The following is a 23,411-nucleotide window of genomic DNA, read 5'->3' as shown; positions in this document are numbered from 1 at the left end:
AACCCAAAACCCGCCTACCCCCATGCCTCTCCGTGCCGTGGGCTGGGTTTTGTTTATATGACACCGGTGGCGTGCTAAGCCCGACGGAGTGGGGGTCGACCTTTTCATCGAAGCAATGCTTCCACTTGAGTTTTCTTGTTCGGGGTTGTGCTGTCGGCGCGCGTTTGGCGAATGGCTTCCCCCACTCCGTCTCGGCTTCGCCGAGCCACCTCTCCCCCCTCCGGAGGGAGAGGAAGGGAGAAGCGCCGGCGTATTTACTTGATCGTCTTCCCATCCGCGCCAAACCGATAGGTCTTGGCCGGATCCGGCGTCGCGTAGAGCGTCGCGCCTGGCTCTGCATCATAGACGCCGAAAATGCGCACGGTGATCAGCCCGGCCTTCTCGCAGTCGAGATAGAGATTGGTGTCGGCGCCGAGATGCTCGGCATGGACGACCGTTCCCTTCCATGCACCCACCTTCGGATCGACGGTCAGGTGTTCCGGCCGCACGCCAATGGTCTTGGCGGTTTCTCCGAGCCTCGCGCCGTCGACGAAGTTCATCTTCGGCGAACCTATGAAGCCGGCGACGAACTCATTCGCCGGCGAATTGTAGAGCTCCATCGGGCCGCCGATCTGCTCGATGCGACCCGCGTTGAGCACGACGATCTTGTCGGCCAGCGTCATCGCCTCGACCTGGTCGTGGGTGACGTAGATCATCGTCGCCTTCAACCGGCGGTGCAGCTGCGCGATCTCCAGCCGCGTGTTGACGCGCAGCGCGGCATCGAGGTTAGACAGAGGCTCGTCGAACAGGAACAGCTTCGGCTCGCGCACCACGGCGCGACCGATGGCGACGCGCTGGCGCTGACCACCGGAGAGTTCCGCCGGCCGCCTCTCGAGATAGGGCTCCAGCGACAGCATCGACGAGGCGATGCCGATACGCCGATCGATCTCGGCCGCCGGCGTCCCGGCCTGCTTGAGGCCGAGGCCCATATTGTTCTTCACCGTCAGATGCGGGTAGAGCGCATAGGTCTGGAACACCATGGCAATGCCGCGCTTGGCCGGCGGCGTGACGGAGACATCCGCGCCGTCGATGACCACGCGGCCGGAGGTCGAATCCTCCAGTCCGGCGATGACCCTGAGCAAGGTCGACTTGCCGCAGCCGGACGGGCCGACGAAGACGACGAATTCGCCGTCATTCACTTCAAGGTCGATGCCCTTCAGCACCTCGACCGGCCCGAAGGCCTTCTTCACGTTCTCGATGTTCAGCGAGCCCACGGCGATCCTCCGGATTGGAATGTGGGCGCGAATGCAACCCCTGACGGCAATTCTGCGGTCACAATCGCACCGCCTTTCCGCTGCGCACGCTCTCGTCGGCGGCAAGGCAGACGGCGAGCGACTTGACCGCGTCGTCCATATGTTTGGTCAGATCCAGGTCCTCGCGGATCGCCTTCAGCACGAAGGCCTGTTCAAGGTCGCAGAGGTCTTGGTGGCCGGGTTCGCCTGCCATCGACACCATTTCGTCCGGCCTGGCGAATTTGCCGTCCGGTCCGGTCGCGGCGCTGTGCAGGCGGATGGTCGATGTCTTGGTGTGGGTGTCGATATCATCCGACTTCACACCTTCCTTCATCACGATCGACACGCAGCCATTGGGAGAGATGACGTCCTTCACGAAGAAGGCCGTTTCCGAAATCATCGGACCCCAACCGGCCTCGTACCAGCCGACCGAGCCATCATCGAACAGCACCTGCAAATGGCCGTAATTGTACATGGAGGGCGCGACCTCCTCGGTCAGCCGCACGCCCATGCCGCGCACCTCGACAGGCTTCGCGTCGGTGATCTGCAGCATGACGTCCAGATAGTGGACGCCGCAGTCGACGATCGGCGAGGTCGTCTGCATCAACTGCTTGTGCGTCTCCCAGGTGGACCCCGAGGATTGCTGGTTGAGGTTCATGCGGAAGACGTAGGGGCCGCCGAGCTTCCGCGCCTCGGCGATCAGCCTGATCCAGGAGGGATGGTGACGTAGGATATAGCCGATCACCAATTTCTTGCCATTGGCCTTGGCCGCCGCGACGACGCGCTCGGCATCGGCCACGGTCGTCGCCAGCGGCTTTTCGACGAAGACATGGCAACCGGCCTCCAACGCCCTCACCGCATAGTCGGCATGGCTGTCGGAATAGGTGGCTATGCAGGCGACATCGGGCTTTTCGTCACGCAGGGCATCATCGAAGGAACGCCTGATGCCGTAGCCGGACAGCCCGTCCGGCAGCGGCACATCGGAGCGGTTGATGAGTGCTGCGATCTGAAAGCCCGGATTGGTGTGGTACGCCAGCGCATGGCTGCGGCCCATATTGCCGAGACCGGCGACAACAACGCGCAGGGTTTCAGCCATTGCAATCTGCCTTTTCTTGCATGCGGGCTTTGAGAGCCACCATCACATGTGGCTCGCATTCATCTGCGACCTGCAGAGAAGTCAGTTCGTTTTCGCAACGCGCCAATAGCCCAAAGCCGTAAGTCTCTATGCCGCCCTTGATAAGCGGCAGCCTATGATCGTCGGGCAGTGGGTACTCAAGATTGAGCGCCTGGGTGAACGCCTTCGACTGGTTGTCTTCCATCTGGGAATCAACGCGCCAACGGACGTGACAGTTGTATTCCTTCGGCCGGCGTTCCGGCCCGAGTCGCTTAAACCAGACAGCGGAATTGACATAGAATTGCGGCCCCCAGGACGACTTCTGAAGGTTCAGCAAGCAGATCGTCTCCGGCCACTCCCTGTAGAAATTCGTGGCGCGGACGCCCCGAAAGCCATAGCGGCTCGCTGTCTCGGCAAGGCTCTGGACGATAATGTCTCGACCCTCGCTCACTTGACGGCTCCAGACGTGATGCCGCGGATCAGCTGCCGCGAGAAGATGACGTAGAGGATCAGCACCGGCATGATCGCCAGCGACAGTGCGGCCAGGATGGCGTTCCAGTTGGTGACGAACTGGCCAAGGAACAATTGCGCGCCGAGCGTCACCGTCTTGGTCTCTTCGGACGGCGCCAGGATCAGCGGGAACCACAGGTCGTTCCAGATCGGGATCATGGTGAAGACGGCGACAGTCGCCATCGATGGCCTGACCAGCGGCAGCACCAGGCGGAAGAAGATGGTGTATTCGGACAGGCCGTCAATGCGGCCGGCATTCTTCAGATCGTCGGACACCTGCTTCATGAATTCCGACAGGATGAAGATGGCGAGCGGCAGGCCTTGAGCGGTGTAGACCAGGATCAGCGCCGTCAGCGTGTTGACCAGCCCGCTTGCCACCATCAATTGCAGGATGGCGACGGTGCCGAGGCGGATCGGGATCATGATGCCGAGAGCCAGATAGAGCCCCATCAGCGAATTGCCGCGAAAGCGGTATTCCGACAGCGCAAACGCCGCCATGGCGCCGAACAGCAGCACGAAAAACAACGACGCGACGGTGACGACGAGGCTGTTCTGGAAATAGTGGATGAAGTCGCCCTGGCCGATCACGGTCGTGTAGCCGATCAGGTCGAATGTCCCGGGCGTCGGCGGCGTCAGCGGCGCGCCGAAGATGCCAGCGCGAGATTTAAACGAATTCATGATGACGAGGATCACCGGAAACAGCGCGATCACCGTGTAGGTCAGCAGGATCGCGTGGGCTCCGATGGTGCGGGGCATGGAACGAGTGGCGGTGCTCATCTGAGCGTCTCCTGACGGGCTGCAATTTTTAAGAGCGGCGCCCAGGCACCCCCCTCTGCCCTGCCGGACATCTCCCCCGCAAGGGGGGAGATCAGATGTCGCCGCTGCTTTCGCCAATCGCCAACGGTGCAAGAAGAACGGCAAGGGCGATGCTGCCAATCTCCCCCCTTGCGGGGGAGATGGCCGGCAGGACAGAGGGGGGTGTTCAAGCTCGACATCTCGCCCCCTCAGAACTGGTAGCGACGCAGGCGCGTCTGCACGAGGAAGAGGTAGACGCAGACGCCGCCGAGGATGATCAGGAACATCATCGTGGCGATCGCAGCGCCCATGTTGGGGTCGCCGACCTGCAGCTGGAAGCCGAAGAAGGCGCGATAGAGGAAGGTGCCGAGAATGTCGGTCGAATAGTTCGGCCCGGCGAGCGCCCCTTGCGCGGTGTAGATCAGGTCGAAGGCGTTGAAATTGCCGACGAAGGTGAGGATCGAAATGATGCCGATCGACGGCAGGATCAGCGGCAGCTTGATCTTCCAGAATTGCGACAGGCCGGTGATGCCGTCGCATTCGGCGGCTTCGATCACCTCTTCGGGGATCGACAGCAGGGCGGCGTAGATCAGCATCATCGGGATGCCGACGAACTGCCAGACCGAGATCAGGCTGAGCGCGGTCAGCGCATAGTGCTCCTTGCCCAGCCATGGCGTGAACAGGCTTTTGAGGCCGACAAAGTCCATCAGATGTGGCGCCACGCCCCATAGCGGAGACAGGATCAGCTTCCAGGCGAAGCCGACGATAACGAAGGACAGAATGGTCGGCACGAAGATCGCCGTGCGGTAGAAGGCCGCGAATCTCAGTCTCGGGCTGGACAGCATGGCGGCCAGCATGACGCCGATCGGGTTCTGCACGAGCATGTGGATGATGAAGAACCAGGTATTGTTCCTGAGCGCGTTCCAGAAACCCACCGACCAGTTGGGATCGCCAAACAGGGTGCGGAAGTTCTGTAGCCAGACGAAAACCTGGTGCTGCTCGATGTTGCGGAACAGCGACAGCTGCAGCGTGCCGGCGAGCGGCAGGATCATGATCGCCGTGTAAACGAGCACCGCCGGCGCCAGGAAGATGCCGATGTGCCAGCGGAACGGTCGTTTCGGTCTGATGTCTGCGGCCATGAGTTCGGTCCCCGCCGATCAGGTTGGCAAATGCCGCCAAAGGCGCGGCGCCTCTCTCCCCCTCGAGGGGAGGGTGCCTCGCGAAGCGAGGCGGGTGGGGTCGGTCAAGGCAGTGCGCCATCGACATTTGACCGTGCTTTCAAGCAACGATCAAGTCGCGGCTGCCTCCACCGACCCCCTCTGTCGCCTTCGGCGACATCTCCCCCCTCGAGGGGGGAGATAAGCAGCGCTCAGCCTGAGCTCTTACTTGGCCGGCTTGTACCAGCTGTCGAGACCGGCCTGCAGCTTCTTGGCCGCAGCTTCCGGCGTATCGGTGCCGTTGATAACGTTGGCCGATTCAACCCAGGTCTCGTTTTCGAGGTTCGGCGTGCCGCGCGACAGGATCTGGTAGGTCGAGCGGATCGTCGACTTGCACTTGCCGCGCCAGGAGACGAATTCCTGCGCCAGCGGGTCTGCCATCTTCACCGGAGCGGAGTTCAGGCTGAAGAAGCCTGGCAGCGCGTTGGCGTAGATGGTGGCGAAGTCCGGCGAAGCGACCCAGGACAGGAATGTCTTGGCCGCATCGGCGTTCTTCGAAGCTGCGTTCAGGCCCATGCCGATGTCGGTATGGTCAGAGATGTAGCAGGTGTCGCCGGCCTTCTCGACCGGAGGCGGGAAGGCGCCCATCTTGAACTGGGCCTGCGTGTTGAACAGGCCGATTTCCCACGAGCCGGCCGGGTAGATGGCGGCGCGGCCGAGCGTGAAAAGGTTCTGGCTGTCCGGGTAGGTCTGCGCTTCAAACCCATCGCCGAGATAAGGCTTCCACTTGGCCAATTCCTCAAACGGCGCGACCCAGTCCTTGTCGGTCAACTTCTGATCGCCCTTGATCAGCGCTGCGCGGCCGTCCTCGCCCTTCCAGTAGTTGGGGCCGATGTTCTGGTAGCCCATGGTCGCGGCTTCCCAGAGATCCTTGGTGCCCATCGCCATCGGGATGTAGGTGCCGTCGGCCTTGATCTTGTCGAGCGCGGCGAAGAACTCGGCGCGGGTCTCCGGCACCTTGATGCCGAGCTTGTCGAAAGCATCCTTGTTGTAGATGAAGCCGTGGATGACCGAGGCCATCGGCACGCAGAAGCTCACCTTGCCGTCGTCTGTCTGCCAGGCGGATTTGGCCACAGGAGAGAAGTTTTCCATGCCCGGCAGCGCCGAGAGATCGGCAAGGTTGCCCTTCTTGAACAGTTCAAGCGACTTGTCGAACGGGCGGCAGGTGATCAGGTCGCCCGCCGAGCCGGCGGCGAGCTTGGCGCCGAGTGCGGCGTCATATTCGGTCGGCGCCGACGGTGCGAACACCACTTTGATGCCCGGGTTCTTGGCTTCGAAAGCCGGGATCAGCTTGTCCTTCCAGATGGCGAGGTCGTCGCCGCGCCAGCTTTCGATGTTGAGCGTTACGTCGCCGGCATAAGCGACCCCGGCCGAGCCGAGAATGCTGGTGCCCAGAAGCAGTGCCGTCAGTAGTTTCCTTGTCATGCTCAGTCTCCCTGTTGACCTTTTTCAGGTTCGGTTTTGATGAGAACAGAGGCTTTTGACCCCTTGCTCCCCTCTATAGCAGAAAGGGCCGGCCGCAGCTTCTGGCCAGCCTTTTCCAGTATCTTCAACGCCGCGTCGGCGCTGTCGGCGCCGGCGGCAAGCAGAATGGCGGTCTTGACCGCGCCGCCGCTCTTCTCGAGCAGACGGGCCGCTTCGTCCGTGCCGCGTCCGCTGACGGCGGCGACGATGCGTGCCGCGCGGTCGCGCAGCTTGATGTTGTCGGCCTTCAAATTGACCATGTAACCATCATGGACATGGCCGAGATGGACCGCTGTCAGCGTCGACAGCATGTTGAGCGCGATCTTCTGGGCCGTGCCGGCGCCCATGCGCGTCGAGCCGGCGATCAGCTCCGGCGGGGTTTCGAGCAGGATAGCGATTTCGGCCTGTCGCAGCAGGGCCGAGTCCCGGTTGTTGGCTATAGCGATTGTGGCCGCGCCCCGCAGCCGGGCGTCCTCGATGGCCCGCACTGCATAAGGTGTGGTGCCGCTGGCGGAGATGGCGATCAGGCAGTCGCCCTCGCCGATGCCGGCCTTGGCGACCGCTGCCGCAGCCTCCTCGGTGTCGTCTTCCGGTCCGCCGGCCAGCGTCCGAAAGGCCTCGTCACCGCCGGCGATCAGGATAGCGATGCGGTCGCGATGGATGCCGAAGGTGCCTGGCAACTCCAGCGCATCGGCCAGCGCCATCAGGCCCGAACTGCCGGCCGCCGCATAGGCAAGCTTGCCGCCGCCGTTCAGCCTGCCGGCAACGATTTCGGCCGCCCTGGCAATCGAAGGAATGGCATGGCGCACCACTTTCGCGGCTTCAATCTGCGCATTGGCCAAATAGGAAAGGATGGCGTCCGGAGCCTGGATATCCAGCCCCTCGGCATTTTTGTGAAGCGCTTCGGTGCGCGTTTCGGCCATCCCGGTTCCTCCAATACCAGAACAATACCAAAAAAATACCACTTGTCCACACGCATTAACGAACTCATGGGTCGGAAATCAGTGAAGTGACGGAATACCGTGGTTTTTCAATAAAATACGGCTTAATTTTTTTGACTCGGAAATTAACACTTGGCTATTGGTATTTTATTGGTATTATCCGCCGGGAGGAGAAATCGTGTGAATTTCGTGCTCGGAATCGATGGCGGCGGCACCAGCTGCCGGGCAGCCCTGGCGACAGCGGACGGTGCCGTCATTGGCCGCGCCAAAAGCGGCGCTGCCAACATCCGCACCGATCTGACCGGCGCCCGGTCGAACATCGTCGAAGCGGCGCGGCAGGCGTTCATCGACGCCGGGCAGGACCCGGACCTGATCCCGCAGACACCGGCAATTCTTGGCCTCGCCGGCGCCAATGTCGGCACCTACCGGCAGCAGCTCGAAGCGATCCTGCCGTTCAGCATCAGCCGCGTCGAGACCGACGCCGAGATCGCGCTCGAAGGCGCTGTCGGCTCCGGTGACGGCGCCATGGCGATCCTCGGCACCGGCACCGCCTATATGGCGCGCAAGAACGGCAAGTCGCGCGCCATCGGCGGCTGGGGTTTCCAGGTCGGCGACCAAGGCAGCGGCGCCCGCATCGGCCGGGACCTGCTCGAGCAGACGCTGCTTGCTTATGATGGCGTTCGCGAGGATTCGCCATTGACGCAGAGCATGCTGGCCGTTTTCCGCAACAATCCGGAGGACGTGGTCGAATTCACCACCAATGCCAAGCCCGGCGATTTCGGCGGCTTCGCACCCAAGGTGTTCGAGCATGCCGAGAAGGGCGACAGCATCGCCAACTGGATCCTCGACAGGGCAGTCGCCGATGTCGAGGCCTCGCTCGGCGCGCTTGACCTTTCGGACGACGCGCCGCTGTGCCTGCTTGGCGGGCTGGCTCCGCTCTACGCGCCGCGCCTGTCGGCCCGCTACCGCGCGCTGCTGAAGCCGCCGCTCGACGACGCGCTGGGCGGCGCGGTGCAGATGGCAGTTCGTATGTTCGCCAGGCCAGCGGAGGCGGCCCGATGAGCGAGGCCGCCGACCAGATATTCGCCATGCTGAAGCATCAGGCGCAGAGCGGCGCGCCGCTCTATCTGCAGCTTCGCAAGAGCATCGAGGATGCGGTCAATCGCGGCCTGATCGGGCCGGGCGACGCGCTGCCGTCCGAGCGCGACATCGCCACCAAGGCCGACATTTCGCGCGTCACCGTGCGCAAGGCGGTGCAGGACCTGGTCAAGGGCGGCATCCTGGTCCAGCGCCATGGTTCCGGCACGTTCGTGGCGCCGCGCATGGAGCGCGTCGAGCAGTCGCTGTCGCGGCTGACCTCGTTTACAGAGGACATGGCGCGGCGCGGCATGGCGGTGCGTTCGGCCTGGCTCGACCGCGGTCTTTACGCGCCCTCGCCCGACGAGATGATGGTGCTCGGCCTGTCGTCGAACGAACTGGTGGCGCGGGTGGCGCGCCTGCGCATTGCCAACGACACGCCGCTGGCGATCGAACGCGCCTCGCTGTCGGCCAGCGTGCTGCCGGATCCGGCTGATATTGGCTCCTCGCTCTATGCGGCGCTGGAGTTGACCGGCAACCGGCCGGTGCGGGCGGTGCAGCGCATCTCCGCCGCCAATCTCGGCGACAGCGACGCACGCCTGCTCGAAGTACCGCCAGGCATCGCCGGCCTGCACATCGAGCGCATTTCCTATCTGGCGAGCGGCAAGGTGATCGAATTCACCCGCTCTATCTATAGGGGCGACGCCTATGATTTCGTCGCCGAACTGCGGCTGACGGGGCCGAGTGAAGAGGGCCGATCATGAGTACAAAGCCAACCAAGTCGACGAAGCCGACCTATATGCGGCGCGAGATCGAGGAGATCCCGCAAGCCGTCGCCCGCCTGCTCGAGGGCTCCGGCGCGGTACTGACCGAGGCCGGGCGCGGCATCCGCGAACGCGACCCGCAGTTTGTCGTCACGGTGGCGCGCGGCTCGTCCGACCATGCCGCCACCTTCATGAAGTATGCCGTCGAGCTGACCGCGGGCCTCGCAGTGGCATCGGTCGGACCGTCCATCGCCTCGATCTATGGGCGCAAGCTCAGGCTTGCCGGCTCGGCCTGCCTGGCGATCTCGCAGTCGGGCAAGAGCCCCGACATCGTGGCCATGGCCGAAACCGCGCGGGCCGGCGGCGCACTGACCATCGCCATCACCAACACCGCCGATTCGCCGCTGGCGCGTGCTTCGGATTACGCCATCGATATCCTGGCCGGCCCCGAGCGCAGCGTGGCGGCCACCAAGACCTTCATCAATTCCGCTGTGGCCGGTCTCGCTTTGATGGCGCATGCCACCGGCGACGATGCGCTGCTGGCAGCGCTTGCCCGCTTGCCGGAGCACTTCCGCAAAGCCATCGCCTGCAACTGGATGAGCGTGCTCGCCGAAACCATCGAGAAGCAGAAATCGCTGTTCATCCTCGGCCGCGGACCATCGGCGGCGATGGCAAACGAGGCGGCACTGAAATTCAAGGAGACCTGCGGCATGCATGCCGAGGCCTATAGCGCCGCCGAAGTCATGCATGGCCCGCTGGCGCTGATCGGCCCCGATTTTCCGGTGCTGGCGCTGGCCGCGCGCGACGCGTCCGAACCGTCCGTCGCCGAGGCCGCCGACGGCTTGGCGGCCAAGGGTGCGCCGGTGTTCGTCACCTCTGCGCTTGCCCAGCGTGCCGTGCGCCTGCCGCATGTCGCCACCGGCAATCCCCTGACCGACCCGCTGACGCTGATCGTTTCCTTCTACATGTTCGTCGAGGCGCTTGCCCGCCATCGCGGCCTCGACCCGGACACGCCGCGCAATCTTCGCAAGGTGACGGAGACGGTATGAGCGATCGCTTTGCCCTGACCGGTGCCCGGATTTTCGACGGCGACGATTGGCATGACGGCCACGCGCTGCTCGTGCGCGACGGGTTGGTCGAGGCTATTTTGCCCACCGGGGCCATTGCCGCAGATGTCCGCGTCGTCGCGACCGGCGGTGGCGTGCTGGCGCCGGGTTTCGTCGATGTACAGGTCAATGGCGGCGGCGGCGTCATGCTCAACGACCATCCCGATGTCGCGTCGCTCGAAACCATCTGCAGGGCACATGCGCCGTTCGGCACGACGGCGCTGCTGCCTACGTTGATCACCGATACACCCGACATCACCGCCGCCGCGATTGCCGCCGGCGCGGCAGCGACGCTGCAGAAGGTTCCGGGTTTTCTCGGCCTGCATCTCGAAGGGCCGCATCTGTCGATCGCCCGCAAGGGTGCGCATGACCCGGCGCTGATCCGGCCGATGACGGACGACGACCAGGCAAGGCTGATCGCGGCGCGGCAAAAGCTGCCGGTGCTGCTCACCACCATAGCACCCGAATCCGTCGAGCCGGCGCGCGTCGCGGCACTCGCCAAGGCCGGAATCATCGTCAGCCTTGGCCATTCCGACACCGGCTACGCGGTGGCCAGCACCTTTGCCAAGGCCGGCGCCTCGATGGTCACCCATCTGTTCAACGCGATGAGCCAGATCGGCAACCGCGAGCCCGGGCTGGCAGGCGCGGCCATAGACATCGGCACATTGTCGGCCGGTCTCATCGCCGACGGCATCCATGTCGATCCCGCCACCATCAAGATCGCGCTGCGTGCGAAGCAAGGTCCCGGCAGGATCGTGCTGGTCAGCGACGCCATGGCGACAATCGGCACCGACATGACCTCGTTCACGCTCAACGGCCGCACCATCTACCGCAGGGATGGCAGCCTGCGGCTTGCCGACGGAACGCTGGCGGGTGCCGATCTCGACATGATCTCGGCCGTTCGCTACGTCCACCGGATCGTCGGGCTGGACCTGTCGGAAGCCTTGCGCATGGCCTCGCTCTATCCGGCGCAGGCGATCGGCCAGTCGCACCGGCTCGGCCGCTTCGCCAACGGCACGGCGGCGGATATCGTTTCGCTGTCGGACGAACTCGACATGAAGGGTGTCTGGATCGGTGGCGACAGGGTTTTTGGGGTTGGCGCCCCGGGCTGACCGACCGGCCGCGCAGCTCCAATTTCAGGCTGTGTAGAGATCCTTATATGTCTCGCGCAAAAGATTCTTCTGCACCTTGCCCATGGTGTTGCGCGGCAGTTCGTCGACGAAGATGACCCGCTTGGGGAGCTTGTATTTCGCCACGCGTTCGCCGATGGCGCCGAGAATTTCAGCTCCGGTGATCCGCGATGCCGGCGCCCGCACGACGACAGCGGTGACGCCCTCGCCGAAATCCGGATGGGCAACGCCGATGACGGCGCTTTCGCTGACCCCGTCAAGCGCGTCGATCTCGCTTTCGAGTTCCTTCGGATAAATGTTGTAGCCGCCGGAAATAACCAGGTCCTTGCCGCGGCCGACGATATGGACGTAGCCGTCGGCATCGATGAGGCCGAGATCGCCAGTGATGAAGAAGCCGTCGGCGCGGAATTCCGCTTTGGTCTTCTCCGGCATGCGCCAATAGCCGCCGAAGACATTCGGGCCCTTCACCTCGATCATGCCCACCTCGCCTTGCGCAAGTGCTGCGCCGCTGTCGGGATCGGTGATGCGAAGCGTAACGCCGGGCAAGGGGAAACCGACCGTGCCGGCGCGCCGTTCGCCCTGATAGGGGTTCGAGGTGTTCATGTTGGTCTCGGTCATGCCGTAGCGCTCGAGAATCGCGTGGCCGGTGCGCTCGCGCCAGGCCCTGTGCGTCTCCGCCAGCAGCGGCGCCGAACCGGAAATGAACACACGGATGTTTTTCGCCGCCTCGCGGTCCAGTCCATCCTGCTGCAGCAGGCGCACATAGAAGGTCGGCACGCCCATCAGGACCGTGGCGCGGGGCAGCAGCGAGACGATGCGGGCCGGATCGAACTTCTGCTCGAACAGCATCGAAGCGCCGGCCATCAGGATGACATTGGTGGCGACGAACAGGCCATGCGTATGGAAGATCGGCAACGCGTGGATCAGCACGTCCTCTCCGGTGAAGCGCCAGTGCTCGACCAGCACGCGCGCGTTGGAGGCGAGGTTCTCGTGGCTGAGCATGGCGCCTTTCGAGCGGCCGGTCGTTCCCGACGTGTAGAGGATCGCCGCGAGATCGTCCGGCCCGCGAGCCACGTCATGAAAATCCATCGGCAGCCGCGAGGCCTGATCGGTGAGCGTTCCCTGGCCATCGCGGCCGAGCGTGACTGTGGCAGCGCCTGTTTTTTCCGCCAACGCTGCGATGTCGGCTGCCCTCGCGGGATCGCAGACGACCAGCCGTGGCTCGGCATCGCTGAAGAAATACTCCAGCTCAGTCAACGTGTAGGCGGTATTGAGTGGCAGGAAGACGGCGCCGGCACGCAGGCAGGCGAGATAGAGCAGAACCGCTTCGGGGCTCTTCTCGACCTGAACGGCGACCCGGTCGCCCGGTTCGACATCCAACTGCAAGAGCGCATGCGCGAGCTGGGCCGAGCCCTCCAGCATATAGCCATAGCTGAGCGAGCGGCCGTCATCGGTTTCCATCAGCAGGCGCCCAGGCGCCGGCATCCGGGACCGGAACGCATCGAACAGATGATTGCTCATGAAGACTTCCCTGGGGCGGCGGAACGGCGGGCCTTGCACACGCGCTTGGAACGGCATGCCTTGGCGGCGAAGAGTTCGCGGTTCTTGGCTCCGCCGTCAAGACCGCGGACAGGGATTCGCGCCGGCCGTGCCATGCCGCTGGATGGCAACAATGATCGTAAGGACCCGCGGGGAAAACGACCGCTATCGCCGGTCGTGTCCGGCCTTGCCGGCGATCGCCTTTGCGGCTTCGTCCTGCTCGAAGCGTTTCATGCACAAGGCGGCGGTCAGTTGGTAGTGGTTGATCAGCGCCTCGACCGCGCCGTCGGCATTGCCATCCAGCGCATGTTCGGCGATCAGGCGATGCTCGCCGAAAAGGTCGCGCTGGACACCTTCGCCGTCATGAACCATTTGCCGATAGCGATAGGCGTGATCGGAAAGTTGATCGCAGAACCCCACCAGCCATTGCGACCGGCAGGCCGAGATCAGCACCCTATGGAAGATGCGGTGCAGCCGCTCCCAATCCGGATCGAGCGAGACGGGATTCTGCGGCGAAAAACGTGACGCGCGGCCCAGGCGATGCAGCGCCAGGACGAGCTGTTCTTCCCATTCGGCGGTTCTGTGGGCGATGGATTCGCGAAGCGCCCGCTCCTCGAGCCAGCAGCGGGTGCGCGTCAGCTCCTCGAGCTCCGACGCGCTAATCGGCATGATGAAGAAGCCGCGCTGGTCGTGGCGGCCGAGAAGCCCTTCCGAAGCAAGGCGATTGAGGGCTTCGCGGACAGGAGAGGCGCCAGCCCCATATTTGGAGACCACCCACTCGACCCGCAGCTTGCTCTCGGCTTCAAGAACACCCCCGAGAAGGTCGTCGCGCAATTGCTGGTAGACCGCGCTGGCAAGGGTGCTTTTGGGTCCTGCAGCGTCGTCGTTCAGATTGGCGGCTCCGTATGTCAAAGCGACTCCTTGTTCCCAATTTTGTTTTGGGCAATTCGAGTCCGAAAGCATTCCCCTTTCGTACATGTACCATACAGTACCTGCTGTTGTGCGCTCAAGCAGAAGGCCACGCTATTGTACTTAAGCACAAAGGAATATACGGCTTTCCAGAGCTCGATGCTGTAATTTCGCGCATCCCTACAACCTGCGGAAACTTGACATGTTTTCTATGCACGCAGGAGAATCTGTTCGTCCTGTTCTTTTGTATGTGCGTGGGACCAACTGTTCTGTTTGGCGGCGAACACCGAATCAGACCGCCTCCGCTTCCAGATCCGATGCCGCGGCACCATCGCTCACAAGCCGGCGCCCGGCACCGGGCCCTTGGCCGGCATATCGGATTGATCGGAGACGGATACGTCGCGAATTAGCCGGCTGCGTTGTCGGCTGCCGTCCTGATCGCCTGGATGTTCTGCCGGTAGGCTTCGACACTGCCGCCCTTGAAGATGGCGGCGCCCGCCACCAGAATGTCGGCGCCGGCGGCCGTGACCAGCGGCGCGGTTTCGGCCGAGACGCCGCCGTCGATCTCGATGCGGATCGGCCGGCTGCCGATCAGCGCCTTGATCCGCTTCACCTTGTCTACGATTGCCGGAATGAAGGCCTGGCCGCCGAAGCCCGGATTGACGGTCATGACCAGGATCAGATCGAGCCGGTCGAGCACGTATTCGACCGTGCTTTCCGGCGTCGCCGGATTGAGCGACACACCAGCCTTCTTGCCAAGGTTCCTGATGGTCTGCAGCGAGCGGTCGAGATGTGGTCCGGCCTCGGCATGCACCGTCAAGCCGTCGCAGCCTGCCTCGGCAAAAGCAGCCAGGTAGGGGTCGGCCGGGGCAATCATCAGATGGCAGTCGAAGAAGGCCTTGGTGCGGTCGCGGATCGCCTTGATCACCGGCGGGCCAAAGGTGATGTTGGGGACGAAATGCCCGTCCATCACATCGAGATGAATCCAGTCGGCGCCGGCCGCCACCACCGCTTCAACCTCATCACCGAGTTTGGAAAAATCCGACGCCAGCACCGAAGGTGCGATCAGGGTCTTTTTGCTCACAGGTGCCGCCTTTCCGAGCGCCCTTTTCGTCCGGCCACTCTATCGACTGCCTAATGCGCCACGGGTGACTTGTCGAGTGCGCAGGCGCGGTCGCTGCACGGGCTGGCGTGGCGTTGCGGCGTCTCCGATCGTGTTGCAGCCAATTTACGCTTGCCCCGAGCATTGACGAAAAACCCGCCGGATTGCTCCGGCGGGTTCTGGTCTGGCGTCGAGCAGCCGGTTATTGCTGCTGGAGTTTCAGCATTCTGTTTGGAGCCGGATCCTGCTGCTGTTCGGCCTGTGGCATGCGCCTTGGCAGTAGCTGCAGCAGCAGGCCCGGGTTGAGCTCCAGCGACGGTTGCCCGCGGACTGGGCGGCAGTTCGGATACCGCCCGATCGTGCCGTCCGGGCAGTGCCGCCTGATGATCGGCTGGCACTGGCCATCGATCATCTGCGAGCCCGGTGCGCATTCCACCTCCTGGTTAGGCTTGCGGCACGCACCGTTGATCACTTCGGTTCCACGCGGACAGACACACTCGCCGCGCTTGTTGTGGACCTGGCCGCGTATGTCGCACTGCTGCAGATCAGGCTGCTTGCGCCGGCAGGCATTGCCCTGCACTTCGGTACCCCTCGGGCAGACGCAATCGCCGTTGGCGTCGTGGACCTGGCCACGGATCGTGCACTGCTCAGGCTTCGGCCGGATGGGACGGCAGGCGTTGTCCCTGACTTCCGTACCCTTGGGGCAGACGCAATCGCCATCGGCATTGTGGACCTGGCCACGGATCGTGCACTGCTCGGGCTTCGGCCGGATCGGACGGCAGGCGTTGTCCCTGACTTCCGTACCCTTGGGGCAGACGCAATCGCCATCGGCATTGTGGACCTGGCCACGGATCGTGCACTGCTCGGGCTTCGGCCGGATCGGACGGCAGGCGTTGTCCCTGACTTCCGTACCCTTGGGGCAGACGCAATCGCCATCGGCATTGTGGACCTGGCCACGGATCACGCACTGCTCGGGCTTGTCGGTCCTGACGCATTTGCCGTTCTCAAGCCCGGTTCCGCGTGGACAGACGCAGCGTCCGTCCTCGGTGCGGATCTGGCCTTCGAGCAGCACGCAGCGCTTCGGCTCCGGCTTCGGCACGATACCGCCACCCGGCGAACACTGGCCGTTGCGGAACGTCGTACCGGGCGGGCAGACGCACCGGCCGGCGCCGTTCAGGACGAAGCCTGCCGAGCATTCCTTCTTCGTCTCGTGGCTGATGGAGAAGGGATGGCAGGCATAGGCTTTGCCGCGATCGCCCTGGATGTTGGTCTGATCGCCGGAAAGCACGTCGCCACCGCCCTGCACCCGTGTGTCGGGAGACAGGACGCCAACGCAGTTCTGGCCGCTGACGTTGCCCTGCAGATTGGCCAGGCGGCCGTCGTCGGGAATGACCACGGTGACATGGTGCATTTGGCTTTCGCCTGCGCCGAGCGTCAGGTTGGCAATGCAGGACAGCGGCAAGCTTGTCGGTTCCGGCGAGCAGCCGAAGGGCGGATCGATCGAAGTGATCTCAACCCCTTCCAGCCTGCCGAGACCCTCCACGCCGATCGCATCACCGATGCGGACCGGCCCGGAGAAGGGGCTTGTGCCGTCGTTCGTGATGGTGATCTCGAACGAGCAGGGTTGGCCGAGCTTGCATTCGCGGTCGCCGGTCTTTTCGACGCGGATGGTCGAAGAGCCGCCGCCCTTGGCGCAGGCCTGGCCGATCGGATAGACGATGTCGTCGCCCGGCGCCGGACCATACGAGCCGCGCGCGCAGTTCTCGAACGCGCCGTTCGCCGAAACCGTCACGTCGAAGTGGCGGCTGGTTCCAGGTGTCATCACGGCACCGGGGATCTGGCACGACAGCGCATTGGCCGGAACCGGTCCGCAGGCCCATTCCGCGCCGTCAGGAGTGACGGACTGGATCTGGACGGGCGCGGTGCCAGCCACCAGTGTGGCGGCATCGTTGACCCGCACCGGGCCGGTGGGGGCAGCGGTGCCAACGCTGATGACAGTGATGCGGCAAGAGACGACCGCGGCACCGGCGAGCGAGCCGTTGCACACCTTGGTGATGCGCAGGGCCGGCTTGCCGCCATTGGGATGACCGAAGCGTTCCTTGGCGCAAGCCTTGTTGTTGGTGAGGTCGACCTCACCGGGGATGGCCTTCACCACCGCGCAGTTCTCGACCGTGTCCGACTGGTAGCCGGCGGGCATGACCGCCTTGACGACAATCGGTGTCGAGGCGCCCGGAGGCAGCGAGATCCCCGCATTGTCACAGCGGAACTGGCCGGGGCCATTTGGTCCGCATGTCCAGGGTGGGCTCGGGCCGAAGGTCGAGGAGGACGGTGCACCGGCCGGATAGCTGTCGATCACCGTCAGCGGCCCGTTATAGGTCGATGTGCCGTTGTTGATGATGTCGATCACGAAGTAGCAGATGCCGTCGGCCGTGCAGACCGGGATGCGGGCGCGCTTCTTCAGGATCAGGTCGACCTTCTTTTCGACCGGCGGCCGGCAGTCGCGGTCACGATCGCCACGCCGGCAGATCGGGATCGAGGCACAGCCGCGATCGTTCGACTGGCTGCCGAAAAGCGGCTTGCCGCTGGCCCCATAATTATAGGTGGCGCAGTTGCGCAAGGCGCCGCCTTGCCAGCCCCCGGCCGGCTTGAAGCCGAGCTTGAGGTCGACCGAGGCTCCCGGATTGAGCGTGGTCACCGGATAGGTGCACGTCATCGGGGTGGTGCCGGGCACGCAGACCCAGGGCGGATTGGGGCCTGAATCGAGCGTCGAGCCGGCCGGCAGCGTCACTTCGTCGAGCACGATCTTGCCGTGGTAGGCACCGGTGCCGACATTGGTGACCCTGATGGTGAAGTCGCAGCCGCCGCCCATCGTGCAACGCGACACGTCGGCGCGTTTCTCGACCTTGAGATCCGGTTCCTTGTCCTTGGGCGGGCATCTCTGGTCACGCGGGATGACGATGTCGATCGTCTGCGTGCAGCACAGGCCCCAGCCTTCCTTCGGACCGGCATAGGTTTCGATGCCGGTGACGACGAGGTGGATGACGTCACCGGGCGATGCGCCGACGATCTTCCAGTTGAGCACACCGCCGCCCGCCGGCACCGGCTGCGTGTCGGGGATGATGGTGATGCCGGGCGTGGTCGTCGACACCTGCACCCATTTGCCGCCCATCTCCGGGCCGACCGGCATGTGGTAGATGAAGGCGCCGCCGCCGGGCACGCAGTCGACCGTGCCGCGCTCCACCTTGAAGCACTCCTTGCCGGGAGGCGGTGGTGGCGGATTGCACTTGCTGACATCGATCTTGATCGAGGTCTTTTCGCCGGTCTTGAAGTCGCCGTCGTCGGGCTTGCCCGGATCCTGCGACGGGATAATGGTCCCGGTGCCTGGTCCGGCGGTCAACTTGATCATGCCCTGGTTGTCGACGATCGTCGGCGCGGGAAATGCCGCATGATTGATCTTGGCCGTGATCTTGAAGTTGATGATGCGCTCATTGGGAGCCCCGATGCCATCGAGATCGGAAGTGGAGATACGGAAATCGGAAACAACAGCCGTATCGTTCGGATTTGCCGACGTGCTGATCGTCGCCCCCGGCAGCGGTCCGCCGGACGAATCCGTGCCGTCGCCGGACACATCGACGTTGACGATCTCAAGGCCGTGCGGAAGCTGGTCCTTGAAATCGACCCGGACCTTCTTCAGCCTGGCTTCCAGGCTCGGGTCGGCAAGGCCCTGCGGATCACCGCGCAGGCCGAAGCTCAGCGAATAGACGACATAGTCGCAGCCTCGTTGAGTGCCTTTCTTGGTGAAGAAGGGTACGACCCGGTCGGGCCTCGGATTGATGACGCGCGAACTGTCGAGATCGAGCTTCAGCTCCGGGGTGATCGGGGCGGCGTCTTCCGCAAAGCCTTGCACCGGGGTCAGCATGGCGACCGCGATACCGGCCGCCATCAGCCAGTGCGCGCCGCGCCTGGCGTATGACAGGGGTTTCATGATCGTCTCCATGACGGTTGTTTGAGTGCCGGTTAATTGGCTGCTCTGGGCGAACGGGGAGAGTGCGAGATTTTTCATCTTCCCCTCCTTAACGTTCGCAGCTGACGGCTGGGGTTCTGAGCGGCAAAGTCATCTTGCAGCAAGGGTAGTAGCCACCCTTGTCCTTATCGGACTTCCTGTAGAAGCAGAGCCCGACATCGACTGTGTCGCCCGGATAGTGGCCGGTGATGTCGATCGTGTAGGGCTTGCCGGGCGCATGCGACTGCCGGGTGGTTACCCCGACCCCTGGCGTCCTGGACTGGGCCTTGATCGAATCGCCGCCGAAGCCGGCATGATCATGGAGATAGAGATCGGCCTCGAGACCGGAGGGCGTGCAGTAGTACTGGACGTCGTCGACATCGAGACATGGAGGCAGATTGCCGGGCGGTGGGAAGTCCGGCGGATAGAAGGGCGGCAGATAACCGCCCGGGATTTCCTCATAATAGCCGGCACGGCCTTCGCAGGGATGCCAAACGGCGACGTCGCCGACATGGCCCTCGACCTCCGGGTCATCGAAATAGCTGTCGAAGTCGACGAACCAGGAGCCGAAGGGCGGCACGTTGGCCGGCTTGACCAGCTCCTTGGGCGTGATCTGCACGCCATGCACGGCGAACGGCCCGCCGGCGGCGAGCTGCTCGGCGAGAGCCGGATTGTCGCGCAATTTGTCGCCGGTGTTGACCAGCGTTTGCGTGCAGACCGAGGTGTCGAGATTGCCGTCGGCGTCATAGCCATATTGCAGGTCGAGACCGCCGGCCGACTGCCTGTTGCCCTGCGGGAAACCGACCGCGTATTCCTGCGGCGTTTCGACCCAGACCGATTCCGTTTCCGGATCATCCGGGTTCTCTCTGAAGTAGCGAATGACCTCGCCCTTGCCGGAATCGGCGAACTGGCTGTAGTCGTAGCGGTTCTCGACCGGGCCGCGCTGGGCCAGGTACATGAAGCCGCTGTTGTCGAAGGCGATGTCGGTGACGGCGTAGTCCTTGTCGGCCTTGACCGTCAGTTCCCAGCGCGGATCGCCAGCAAAAGTGCCGTCGCGGGCAATGCCCACCGACCAGATTTCCGACTTTTCGCCGACCGAATAGTAGAGCCGGCCGCCATGAGAGGAAACGGCCCAGATGCGGCGCTCGTCCTGCGTGTAGCCCCAGCTGTCGGGATCTTCGCTGTCAAAGGCCGCGCCCTGTATGTCCAATACCGAGCCATCGTCGGCGACCGGAGCCAGCCCATGCGTCGGACGCCCGGCAACGCCATGGTCAAAGCTGTCGATCAGCGTGCCGGCGGCATCGATGCGGTGGATCAATCCGGTATCGAGATCGGAAGCGAAGAACTGGCGATGGCTGGGATCGAAGGTAAGATTGCCGATGCCGGGACCGCTGTTGGTGTCGATGTCGGCAAACTTGGAGACCTGGCCGGTGATGCCGTCGATCTTCCAGATGGTGCCCGGCCCGCCGGCGTTTTCGGTGCCGAACTGGCCATCCATGAAGGTGGCGCCGGCCGCGCCGCGGCGCTGCCTCTCCGGCCTGCCATCATCGTCGGTATCGGGCGTGACGATGCGGATGCCGTGCAGCGAGGTGGCGGCGGCATAGAGGTTTGGAATGCCTGATGGAACGCCGTCGCGCACGCCGTCGTCATAGGTGACGCCGAACACCTGGCCGATCTGCTCTGCCGTCACCTCGAAAGGCGGCGGCGTGTTGACGAGCTGGCCGGCGGCTGGCCCGCCCAGATGCGAGACGTCGAACACGCGCAAGGTGGCGCGCGTGGCGTCGATGAAGGTTTCGTCGACCGGATCGACGCCGGGAGGCAGGCCCTCGTCGAGATTGGGAATGATGGTGCCGGAAAATCCGGTCACTGCCATGGAACCGGGATAGATGATCTGGGTTTCCTGCGCCTGGGCGGCGCCCAGCCACAGACCGGCGCTGAGCGCCAGCGTCAGCAATCCGCCGCTTGCGTGCGCGATACTGCGCAAATGTCCATCGAGAGACGACACGAGCGAGCCGCGGATGCGAGACATGACATTCCCCCCGTAGTCGACGGGAGAAATGTCCGGTTGGGCCGCGCAAATCAGGGCAAGGCGCGGCGGTCCGGCTCGTTTTTCCCTGATCGAATTGTCTGCTTTCCTCATTGTCACGATACGCCTGCTCTTACGCAGGGTCAACGGAACCAGCGGAGAACCCAGCGCATCGACCCCATCCCGAAGGCGGTGGTCGCGCCGAGCTCCTGTTGTTCCCGGAGACCGTGGTGCCTCTGGGTTATTGGTCATGGGGCTTCCTTTCCGGGCCGCACCATGCGGCACCTGGAGATCAGTCGCAGGCGGAAGTGGAAAGGTTCATGGAAGCGTTGCGCAGAATGCTTGCGCGCGCTGCAGCCTGTTCTTATATACGCGCCAAGCCGTTCGGTGCCGGAATGCCGGTTGCCGGAACGGAATTTCTTGTGAACAGGGGCTTTCGTCGGAATGCCTGTACGGGTCCTGAGAGCCTGCTTAGCGGAGAGACTAGAAAAATGGCAAAAGTAATCGGTATCGATCTTGGCACCACCAATTCCTGTATCGCCATCATGGATGGCAAAGAGCCTAAGGTAATCGAGAATGCGGAAGGGGCGCGCACGACGCCTTCCATCGTCGCCATCAGCGGCGACGACGAACGTCTCGTCGGCCAGCCGGCCAAGCGCCAGGCGGTCACCAATCCTGAAAACACCATCTTCGCGGTCAAGCGCCTGATCGGTCGCCGCTATGACGATCCGGTGACGGAAAAGGACAAGAAGCTTGTCCCTTACAAGATCATCAAGGGCGACAATGGCGATGCCTGGGTCGAGGCCGGCGGCAAGAAGCAGTCGCCCTCGCAGATTTCGGCCATGATCCTGCAGAAGATGAAGGAAACGGCGGAAGCCTATCTCGGCGAGAAGGTCGAGAAGGCGGTCATCACCGTTCCAGCCTATTTCAACGACGCCCAGCGCCAGGCAACCAAGGACGCCGGCAAGATCGCCGGCCTCGAAGTGCTGCGCATCATCAATGAGCCGACGGCTGCGGCACTTGCCTATGGCCTCGACAAGAAGGAAGGCAAGACCATTGCCGTCTATGACCTTGGCGGCGGCACGTTCGACATTTCGGTGCTCGAAATCGGTGACGGCGTGTTCGAGGTCAAGTCGACCAATGGCGACACCTTCCTGGGCGGCGAGGATTTCGACATGCGCCTGGTCGAGTACCTGGCGACTGAGTTCAAGAAGGAACAGGGCATCGACCTGAAAAACGACAAGCTCGCCCTGCAGCGCCTCAAGGAGGCGGCTGAAAAGGCCAAGATCGAGCTGTCGTCGACAACGCAGACCGAAATCAACCTGCCCTTCATCACCGCCGACGCGACCGGGCCGAAGCACCTGACGCTGAAGCTGACGCGCGCCAAGTTCGAGCAGCTGGTCGATGACCTGGTCCAGCGCACGATTGCCCCGTGCAAGGCAGCGCTCAAGGATGCCGGTCTGAAGGCCGGCGAGATCGACGAGGTCGTTCTGGTCGGCGGCATGACCCGCATGCCCAAGATCCAGGAGATCGTGAAGCAGTTCTTCGGCAAGGAGCCGCACAAGGGCGTCAACCCGGATGAGGTCGTCGCTCTGGGCGCCGCCATCCAGGCAGGCGTGCTGCAGGGCGACGTCAAGGACGTGCTTTTGCTTGACGTGACGCCGCTGTCGCTCGGCATCGAGACGCTGGGTGGCGTGTTCACCCGTCTGATCGAGCGCAACACGACGATCCCGACCAAGAAGAGCCAGGTGTTCTCGACGGCCGAGGACAGTCAATCGGCCGTGACCATCCGCGTCTTCCAGGGTGAGCGCGAAATGGCCGCCGACAACAAGGCGCTCGGCCAGTTCGACCTGGTCGGCATCCCGCCGGCGCCGCGCGGCGTGCCGCAGATCGAGGTCACTTTCGACATCGACGCCAACGGCATCGTCAACGTCTCGGCCAAGGACAAGGGCACCGGCAAGGAGCACCAGATCCGCATCCAGGCATCGGGTGGTCTTTCGGACGCAGACATCGAGAAGATGGTCAAGGACGCCGAGGCCAACGCCGAGACCGACAAGAAGCGGCGTGCTCTGGTCGAAGCCCGCAACCAGGCCGAAGCGCTGCTGCATTCGTCCGAGAAGTCGCTGAAGGAATATGGCGACAAGGTCTCGGAAGCCGACCGCACGGCGATCTCCGACGCCATCGCGGCGCTGAAGACCGCCACGGAGGGCGACGACGCGGCCGATATCGAAGCCAAGTCGCAGGCGCTTGCCGAGGCTTCGATGAAGCTTGGCCAGGCCATGTACGAGGCGTCGCAGAAGGAAGCGGCGGAAGCCGACGCCAAGGCGGACGCCGCCAAGGACAGTGACGTGGTCGATGCCGATTTCGAGGAAATCGACGAGGACGACGACAAGAAGAAGTCCGCCTGAGCCGTTTGACGGCAAAATAGAGCGAAAAGCCCGGC

Annotated in this window: 17 protein-coding genes; 5 read left to right on the top strand and 12 right to left on the bottom strand. The window is 63.6% G+C overall.

All coding sequences use genetic code 11. The features are described 5' to 3' along the window. Nucleotides 1–254 precede the first annotated feature (254 nt). From NKI20_RS27330 to NKI20_RS27300, 7 genes are all read right to left on the bottom strand, one after another. Entirely contained in the window at nt 255–1,253 is a 999-nt protein-coding gene (locus NKI20_RS27330; RefSeq protein ID WP_352836260.1) for an ABC transporter ATP-binding protein, read from the bottom strand. Between the two features lie 58 nt (nt 1,254–1,311). After that, nucleotides 1,312–2,367 carry a Gfo/Idh/MocA family protein gene (locus NKI20_RS27325; RefSeq protein WP_352836257.1) on the bottom strand — a complete coding sequence of 352 codons (1,056 nt, stop codon included), beginning with the start codon at nt 2,365–2,367 and terminating at the stop codon, nt 1,312–1,314. After that, nucleotides 2,360–2,836, bottom strand: coding sequence for a DUF4304 domain-containing protein (locus tag NKI20_RS27320; protein WP_352836254.1), 477 nt, complete (start codon nt 2,834–2,836; stop codon nt 2,360–2,362). Before NKI20_RS27320 ends, NKI20_RS27325 begins: the two co-directional genes overlap by 8 nt. Next, the gene (locus tag NKI20_RS27315) at nt 2,833–3,672 is read right to left on the bottom strand and encodes a carbohydrate ABC transporter permease (RefSeq protein ID WP_023761319.1); all 840 of its coding nucleotides are present in this window, start codon (nt 3,670–3,672) and stop codon (nt 2,833–2,835) included. The genes NKI20_RS27320 and NKI20_RS27315 overlap by 4 nt, the downstream gene beginning before the upstream one ends. Before the next feature lie 227 nt (nt 3,673–3,899). Then, complete coding sequence (locus tag NKI20_RS27310) at nt 3,900–4,829, bottom strand: carbohydrate ABC transporter permease (RefSeq protein ID WP_352836250.1); 930 nt, start codon at nt 4,827–4,829, stop codon at nt 3,900–3,902. A 243-nt stretch (nt 4,830–5,072) separates the two neighbouring features. Next, nucleotides 5,073–6,332 (bottom strand): ABC transporter substrate-binding protein, encoded by a 1,260-nt coding sequence (locus tag NKI20_RS27305; RefSeq protein ID WP_023762459.1) that lies wholly within the window; start codon nt 6,330–6,332, stop codon nt 5,073–5,075. Nucleotides 6,333–6,334: 2 nt separating this feature from the next. Continuing rightward, the gene (locus NKI20_RS27300; RefSeq protein WP_352836246.1) at nt 6,335–7,294 is read right to left on the bottom strand and encodes an N-acetylmuramic acid 6-phosphate etherase; all 960 of its coding nucleotides are present in this window, start codon (nt 7,292–7,294) and stop codon (nt 6,335–6,337) included. Between the two features lie 198 nt (nt 7,295–7,492). Here NKI20_RS27300 and NKI20_RS27295 point away from each other — a divergent pair, with 198 nt between their 5' ends. Genes NKI20_RS27295 through nagA form a run of 4 tightly spaced genes read left to right on the top strand, consistent with a single transcriptional unit; the run spans nt 7,493 to nt 11,371 of the window. After that, nucleotides 7,493–8,374, top strand: coding sequence for a glucosamine kinase nucleotide-binding domain-containing protein (locus NKI20_RS27295; RefSeq protein WP_352836243.1), 882 nt, complete (start codon nt 7,493–7,495; stop codon nt 8,372–8,374). Beyond that, nucleotides 8,371–9,153, top strand: coding sequence for a GntR family transcriptional regulator (locus NKI20_RS27290; RefSeq protein ID WP_023762462.1), 783 nt, complete (start codon nt 8,371–8,373; stop codon nt 9,151–9,153). Before NKI20_RS27295 ends, NKI20_RS27290 begins: the two co-directional genes overlap by 4 nt. Beyond that, complete coding sequence (locus tag NKI20_RS27285) at nt 9,150–10,202, top strand: SIS domain-containing protein (protein ID WP_352836240.1); 1,053 nt, start codon at nt 9,150–9,152, stop codon at nt 10,200–10,202. The genes NKI20_RS27290 and NKI20_RS27285 overlap by 4 nt, the downstream gene beginning before the upstream one ends. Beyond that, entirely contained in the window at nt 10,199–11,371 is a 1,173-nt protein-coding gene (gene nagA, locus NKI20_RS27280; RefSeq protein WP_352734956.1) for an N-acetylglucosamine-6-phosphate deacetylase, read from the top strand. Before NKI20_RS27285 ends, nagA begins: the two co-directional genes overlap by 4 nt. A 24-nt stretch (nt 11,372–11,395) precedes the next feature. Here nagA and NKI20_RS27275 read toward each other — a convergent pair whose 3' ends face one another. From NKI20_RS27275 to NKI20_RS27255, 5 genes are all read right to left on the bottom strand, one after another. Continuing rightward, the gene (locus tag NKI20_RS27275; RefSeq protein ID WP_352836237.1) at nt 11,396–12,910 is read right to left on the bottom strand and encodes a malonate--CoA ligase; all 1,515 of its coding nucleotides are present in this window, start codon (nt 12,908–12,910) and stop codon (nt 11,396–11,398) included. Between the two features lie 183 nt (nt 12,911–13,093). Next, nucleotides 13,094–13,840, bottom strand: coding sequence for a GntR family transcriptional regulator (locus tag NKI20_RS27270; RefSeq protein WP_352836235.1), 747 nt, complete (start codon nt 13,838–13,840; stop codon nt 13,094–13,096). 403 nt (nt 13,841–14,243) lie between these two features. Then, on the bottom strand, nt 14,244–14,921 hold the full coding sequence (rpe, locus tag NKI20_RS27265; RefSeq protein WP_352608892.1) for a ribulose-phosphate 3-epimerase: 678 nt from the start codon (nt 14,919–14,921) through the stop codon (nt 14,244–14,246). A 220-nt stretch (nt 14,922–15,141) separates the two neighbouring features. After that, nucleotides 15,142–19,002, bottom strand: coding sequence for a DUF7929 domain-containing protein (locus NKI20_RS27260; RefSeq protein ID WP_352836232.1), 3,861 nt, complete (start codon nt 19,000–19,002; stop codon nt 15,142–15,144). 10 nt (nt 19,003–19,012) lie between these two features. Beyond that, nucleotides 19,013–20,971, bottom strand: a complete 1,959-nt coding sequence (locus NKI20_RS27255; RefSeq protein ID WP_352836229.1) for an NHL repeat-containing protein — start codon at nt 20,969–20,971, stop codon at nt 19,013–19,015. Between the two features lie 488 nt (nt 20,972–21,459). On the opposite strand from NKI20_RS27255, the gene dnaK reads away from it, so the two are divergent. Next, on the top strand, nt 21,460–23,376 hold the full coding sequence (gene dnaK / locus NKI20_RS27250; RefSeq protein WP_352836227.1) for a molecular chaperone DnaK: 1,917 nt from the start codon (nt 21,460–21,462) through the stop codon (nt 23,374–23,376). Nucleotides 23,377–23,411 lie beyond the last annotated feature (35 nt).

The sequence above is a fragment of the Mesorhizobium sp. M0830 genome (genome assembly GCF_040319965.1).
Taxonomy (GTDB): Bacteria; Pseudomonadota; Alphaproteobacteria; order Rhizobiales; family Rhizobiaceae; genus Mesorhizobium.
This window is presented reverse-complemented; position numbering and strand designations above follow the sequence as displayed.